The sequence below is a fragment of the Anaerolineae bacterium genome (genome assembly GCA_014360855.1).
Lineage (GTDB): Bacteria > Chloroflexota > Anaerolineae > JACIWP01 > JACIWP01 > JACIWP01.
In genome coordinates this window covers 1-6,358 of sequence record JACIWP010000186.1, presented here as the reverse complement: position 1 = coordinate 6,358, position 6,358 = coordinate 1, and the positions used below count along the sequence as shown (strand labels likewise).

Here is a 6,358-nt window from a genome sequence, read left to right as displayed (position 1 = left end):
TCGGCAGGGAGGCACAGGGTTCCCATCCGCCGGCACTGCTGGACCTCCCTATTGCCTGGCGCAACGGCTTCCGCATCACCGGCATCTTGCATCCCATCTTCATGTATGCCCAGTTCTACCAGACGTCTCATCATCTGCCCCTGCTGGGAGGCAATACCTCTCGCAACCCGGAGCACAAGTTCCAGTATTTCACCGAGGTGCCGGTGCTGAACAGCCTGATCTCCCTGGAAAGCGGGCATGCCCTGCCGGCGGAGGTCGTCGCCGGCGACCGGGAGATAGCTCCCGAGGTGCTTCGCTTCCTCAACATCCGCTATATCATGCTCCACAAGCCGACCGCCGGCCCTGCTCTGGAGGAGTACGTGCGCCAGGTTCTCCCGGGGCAGGTCATCTATGAGGATGAAGCCTACCGCCTGTATCGCGTGGACGGCCTGTCCCCGCAGGATGCGGGGACGATTTCCCCGCGCCTTGCGATCGGCCGGCTGATGTTGGGGGAGGGGTGGAGCCAACCGAATGCCGGCGGGTCGGTCTGGATGGAAACTGCGCGGGCGCGCCTGCTGGCGCCGCTCCCGAATGCGGATATGACGTTGAGCCTGGAGCTCCGCGCTCCCACCGCTCAGCCGCTGACGGTCTGGGTGAACGACTGCCGGCTGGGGGAGAAAACAGTTGGGCCGGCGTGGCAGACCCTTACCCTGCCGGTGCCGGCATCCTGTGTCCGGCCGGGGGTCAATGATATCTGGCTCCAGGCCAAGGTACCTGTCCCAGTGGACGAGGGGCTGGCGCCGCCGGACGAGCGTGCCATCGGCCGCACCGGGGTCCTTTCGCCGGCCCATATCACGGTGCGCAGTGCCGGCAAGGAGGTGGGGGATTTCGGCCATATTTATGTGAACGGCAGAGACGTTTCCCCCAATCAGCGGGGCTACAATCTGGTCGTGCTGGATGCGGCCAGCGGCGCGCTCCGGAGTGCGGCCAGCTTTGATACCCATCTGGACCCTACCGCATCCGAGCGGCTGGTGCGCTTTCTCGAGGAAGTGCCGGCGGGAGCTGTCGTGGCGGTGGCGGCAATGGATGAGGCATCCATGAACCTGAGCGAGCCGGCCGCGCAGGCGCTGGCTTCCCTCGGCCTGGCCGGCAGTGTGCGCGGGCGCTTTCGCTGGAGCCATGCGGCGGTGGGGGTCAAGGGAGCACCGCCTGGCTCGGCGGCGGAGATGCTGTCGGAGACCTGGCCGGCGACCATCGCCATTGGGGGAGGCTTCACCCGCCCCCAGGCGTATCTCGAACTACGCGCCCTTGCGTGGCAGGCCCGGCCGTAACTGTGCCGCGTCCGCTCCGAGGCGGTTGGGGAAAATCGCCGGTTGGTGTATAATGCATTGTAGGGGATCATACAGAAGACAGGGCCGGCACGGCATACACTGACGGTATCTTACTGCTCGACCATGCCGGCGCCGCCGGCGGTCAGGAGGATGTGCTGGATGCCTGCCGCGACCCTGTTGGTGTACATTGCCAGCCATTGTCCCACTTCGCGCTATTCCCGGGAGCTGGCGATGGAGATGGCGGATGCGTTCCCGGAGCTGGATGTAACGGTGATTGATGTGGATGCGCCGGCGGCACTTCCGCCGAGGGAAGCAGAGGTCCTGTTTACCCCGGGGTATTTCCTCAACGGCCGGCTAGTGGCGTACGGGAATCCCCGCCGGGAGGAGCTGGAGCGGGTGGTGCGGCAGGCGCTGGCCGGCGAAGGATAAAGGAGCAGAGATATGTCGCGCCTGAAGTCGGCTGAGAAAATGCGCTATCTTCAGCAGATAGAGCTGTTCCGCGACCTGACCGGACGTGAACTGGAAGAGCTGGACCGCATCACCACGATGAGCGCGGTGCAAAAGGGCAAGATTTTTTACCGCCCGGACGAGATGGGGGAGGTGCTGTTCCTCCTGAAAAAGGGTCGCGTGCAGTTGTACCGCATCTCGCCGGAGGGGAAGAAGTTGGTCCTTGATGTCCTGGAGCCAGGGACGATTTTCGGGGAGATGTCGCTGGTCGGCCAGCGCATGTACAACACCTTTGCGGAAGCCTTGGATGACTGCCTGATTTGCGTGATGAGCCGGGCGGATGTGGAGCGGCTCATCATGGAGAAGCCCAAGGTGGCCCTGCGCCTGCTGGAAGTCACCGGCCGGCGCCTGCAGGAGGTGGAAGCGCGCCTGGAGGACATGGCCTTCAAAAGCGTGCCGGCGCGTCTGGCTTCCCTGCTGGTGCGCCTGGCACAGGAGGAGGGCAAGGTCATCCAGGGATATACCCACCAGGACCTGGCCGAGACGGTGGGGACATATCGCGAGACCGCCACGCAGGTGCTGAACAGCTTCAAGGAAAAAGGGCTGATTGACCTGGGGCGCAAACGCATCACCATTCTGGACCTGGAAGGACTGCGGTCGATCGCCAGCGCAGAAGCATGACCAACAAGGAGGGGAAGGATGGCAAAACCGCCGGCCGAACGCCTGCCGCCGGGGCAGTACCTGGAAGATGAGATGCCGGTACTGCACTACGGCCCGGTGCCCCGATTTGACCCCAAAACTTGGGATTTCCGCGTTTTTGGGCTGGTCGCCAATCCTCTGCAGTTGCGCTACGACGATATTCTCGCCATGCCGGCGAAGCGCATCGTCGCCGACGTGCACTGCGTCACCCATTGGAGCGTGCTCGACACCGTGTGGGAGGGGGTGCCGGCGCGCGATATCCTGGCCCTGGCCCAGCCCCTGCCCGAGGCACGGTTCGTCCTGGTACATGCGGAGCACGGCTATACCACCAACCTCCCGCTGGAGCGGCTGATGGATGACGATGTTCTGCTGGCATATCGCTATCGGGACGCGCCGCTGGCACCGGAGCATGGCTATCCGCTCCGCCTGGTGGTGCCTAAGCTGTATTTCTGGAAAAGCGCCAAGTGGGTGCGTGGGTTCGAGCTGATGGCACGGGACCGCAAAGGCTTCTGGGAATCCAGGGGATATCATAATGACGGGGACCCGTGGAAAGAAGAGCGATACGGTTGAGCTGAGCAGGGATGGATTTACGATCCAGGTGTTACGGGAGCGCCGGCGCAAGCGGACCGTGACCTTTGACCTGGACGCCGATCGCATGCTCCTGATCCTGCATGTGCCGGCGAGTATGCCGGATGCCGCGCTGGAAGATGTGATCCAGCAGGCGGTGGAGCAGGCCCAGGGGTATATTCGCCGGCGTATGCGCCGGCGCACACCCCAGAGCGATGCCGGCCTGTTACTGCGTGCCCAACAGCTTAACGAGCGATATTTCGACGGCAAATTGAGCTTCCAGTCGGTGTATTACGCCTCCAATCAGCGCAAGCGCTTTGGGAGCTGTTCGCCCACCGCCGGCGAGATACGCATCTCCGAGCGTCTGCGAAGAGCGCCGTATTGGGTGCTGGACTATGTCCTGCTCCATGAGCTGACCCATTTGGTGGAGCCCTCCCATAATGCCCGCTTCCGCGAGCTGATGAAGCGCTATCCGCTGGCAGAGCGTGCGCGCGGATTCCTGTTGGGTGTGGCCTGGGCGGCCGGCGTGGACATGGCGAGCATAGACGTAGAGGCAGACGCAGAAGACGCGGAAGGGATGGAAAGCAAGTGACAGCAAGCGACAGTCACCTCGCAGGTGACTGTCACTTGCTTCTTGCTTTGTCCAGCGCTTCCTCATCCTCGCGGTGGGTGCTTCTTTCTCATTATCCCTGTTTTCCCCATGAAGCGCCGCGTCGCACCCGCGGCGCATGGGGGAACTGGCGAGACCCCTTTCTCACGGCATCGCTCGAAACTTTCGCAATTCTGTCTCCCTATAGTATAATGAACTTCGCTGGAAGTATGGCTACAGCGATATGTGCCTGGGGAGGGCCAAATATGTTTAAGATGTATGGTGAGCTGGCGATTTACAGCGGGACGGCCAATCCTGAGCTGGCCGAGGAGATTGCCCAATACCTAGGGGTGCCGTTGGGGGGGCGGGATATCATCCAGTTCCCCAACGAGAACCTGTTCGTGCGGCTCCATTCCAGCGTGCGGGCGAAGGACGTGTTCGTCATCCAGCCCACCGGCAACAGTCCGGTGAACCAGAACATCATGGAACTGTTGATCATGATTGACACCCTGCGGCGGGATTCCGCCGGCCGCATTACCGCCGTCGTGCCCTATTTCGCCTACGGCCGCACCGACAAGAAGGACCAGCCGCGCGTGCCCATCACCGCCCGCTTGATGGCCAATCTCATCACTGTCGCCGGCGCCGACCGCTTCCTGACCGTGGACCTGCACGCCGGCCAGATCACCGGCTTCTTCGACATCCCCGGCGATGAGATCACCGCCTTTCACCTGCTGAGCGATTACTTCGTCGAGAAGAACCTGGAGGATGTCGTCATCGTGGCGCCGGACATCGGGGCCAGCCGGCGCGCCCGCAACTTCGCCGAAAAGCTGAATGCCCCGCTGGCGATTGTGGAGAAGCGGCGCTCGCTGGACGGCAAGAAGACCGCCATGCTGAACCTAATCGGCGAGGTGGCCGGCAGGAACGCCATCATCTTCGACGATGAAATTGACACCGCCGGCACGCTGACCCAGGCGGCCCATTTCCTGGTGGAGAAGGGCGCGCGCGATATCTACGCCTGCGCCACGCACGCCATCCTGTCGCCGCCGGCGACCGAGCGCCTGCGGGAGGCCCCGCTCAAGGAAATTGTCGTGACCAACACGGTGCGCATCCCGCCCGAGAAGCGCCTGCCCAACATGACCATCCTGTCCATCGCTCCGCTGTTGGGCGAGGTCATCCGGCGCATTCACCTCGGCATCTCGGTGGGCGCGCTGTTCAACGAATAATATCCGCGCCGGCGAGCCGGCCGGTAAATACATCTGAAATCGCGGCCATCCCCAGGATGACCGCATAGAGAGGAAGTGCTGTCCGTATGTTGAGGAGCCTGGTAAGCAAGATCATTGGCGATCCCAATGCCAAAGAGATCGAGCGTCTGAAGCCGATTGTCGCGCAGATCAATGCCCTGGAGCCCACGTACCAGCGCATGACCAACGAGGAACTGCGCGCGCAGACCGACATCCTGCGCGGTCGGCTGCAGCGCGGCGAAACCCTGGACGATATCCTGCCGGATGCCTTCGCGCTGGTGCGCGAGGCGGCCAAGCGTACCGTCGGCATGCGCCATTTCGATGTACAGTTGATGGGCGGCATCGTGCTCCATGAGGGCAAAATTGCCGAGATGAAGACCGGCGAAGGCAAGACCCTCGTGGCGACCCTGCCCATTTACCTCAACGCGCTGACCGGCAAGGGTGTGCACCTGGTGACGGTCAATGATTATCTGGCGCGGCGTGACGCGGTGTGGATGGGGCCCATCTATCATCTGCTGGGCCTGCGCGTGGGCTTGCTCCAGCAGAGCAACAAATCGTACCTGTACGAGCCGGGATATACCAAGAGCGAGTACAAGCACCTGCGGCCGGTGCCGCGCCGGCAGGCGTATGCCGCCGACATCACCTACGGCACGAACCATGAGTTCGGCTTTGACTATCTGCGCGACAACCTGGCCTACTCCCTGGAGGAACAGGTCCAGCGCCCCCTGTATTACGCCATCGTGGACGAGGTGGACAATGTTTTCATTGACGAGGCGCGCACCCCGCTCATCATCTCCGGCCCGTCAGAGGAGAGCGATGAGGAGTACAAGCTGTTCGCCCGCATCGCGCCCAAACTGCAGGCCGGCACCGATTATGTGGTGGATGAGAAGGCGCGCACGGTCTATCTCACCGAGGCCGGCCTGGCCCGGGTGGAGGAGATGGCCGGCATTGACAACATCTACGACCCGGTCAACCAGCGCTATGTGCACTATATGGAGCAGGCGCTGAAGGCGGCGGTGCTCTTCCGCGAGGGGCGCGACTACATTATCCAGCGCGGCAGTATCGTGCTGGTAGATGAATTCACCGGCCGGCTGATGCCCGATCGCCGGCTGAGCGACGGCCTGCACCAGGCGCTGGAGGCCAAGCACAACCTGAAAATCCATCCCCGCCTGGTCACCCAGGCGACCATCACCATTCAGAATTACTTCCGCATGTATCCCAAACTGGCCGGCATGACCGGAACGGCCGCCTCTGAGGCCGAGGAATTCCATAAGATATACAAACTCGAGGTGGTGGTCATCCCCACGCATAAGCCGGTTATCCGCATTGATGCGCCGGACGTGGTGTACCGCACGCGCCAGGCCAAACTGCGCGCCATCGTGCGGGAGATTGAGGAAGCGCACAAGCGCGGCCAGCCGGTGCTGGTGGGCACCACTTCGGTGGAGAAGTCGGAAGAGTTGAGCCGAATGCTCCAGGCGCGCGGCATCGAGCACGTGGTACTGAAC

The 6,358-nt window shown here is 62.8% G+C and carries 7 protein-coding genes; all 7 read left to right on the top strand.

The features are described from left to right. On the top strand, positions 1–1,310 hold a 1,310-nt coding region (locus tag H5T60_10385; protein ID MBC7242838.1), incomplete at its 5' end, for a hypothetical protein. Positions 1,311–1,469: 159 nt separating this feature from the next. Next, entirely contained in the window at positions 1,470–1,739 is a 270-nt protein-coding gene (locus H5T60_10380; protein ID MBC7242837.1) for a thioredoxin family protein, read from the top strand. Between the two features lie 39 nt (positions 1,740–1,778). Beyond that, the gene (locus tag H5T60_10375) at positions 1,779–2,438 is read left to right on the top strand and encodes a Crp/Fnr family transcriptional regulator (GenBank protein MBC7242836.1); all 660 of its coding nucleotides are present in this window, start codon (positions 1,779–1,781) and stop codon (positions 2,436–2,438) included. Between the two features lie 18 nt (positions 2,439–2,456). Continuing rightward, entirely contained in the window at positions 2,457–3,026 is a 570-nt protein-coding gene (locus H5T60_10370) for a sulfite oxidase-like oxidoreductase (GenBank protein MBC7242835.1), read from the top strand. Then, positions 2,989–3,615, top strand: coding sequence for a M48 family metallopeptidase (locus H5T60_10365; protein ID MBC7242834.1), 627 nt, complete (start codon positions 2,989–2,991; stop codon positions 3,613–3,615). Before H5T60_10370 ends, H5T60_10365 begins: the two co-directional genes overlap by 38 nt. 263 nt (positions 3,616–3,878) lie before the next feature. Then, the gene (locus H5T60_10360; protein ID MBC7242833.1) at positions 3,879–4,835 is read left to right on the top strand and encodes a ribose-phosphate pyrophosphokinase; all 957 of its coding nucleotides are present in this window, start codon (positions 3,879–3,881) and stop codon (positions 4,833–4,835) included. Positions 4,836–4,921: 86 nt separating this feature from the next. Then, positions 4,922–6,358 (top strand): preprotein translocase subunit SecA (locus H5T60_10355; protein MBC7242832.1); only part of this gene is annotated, 1,437 nt, incomplete at its 3' end.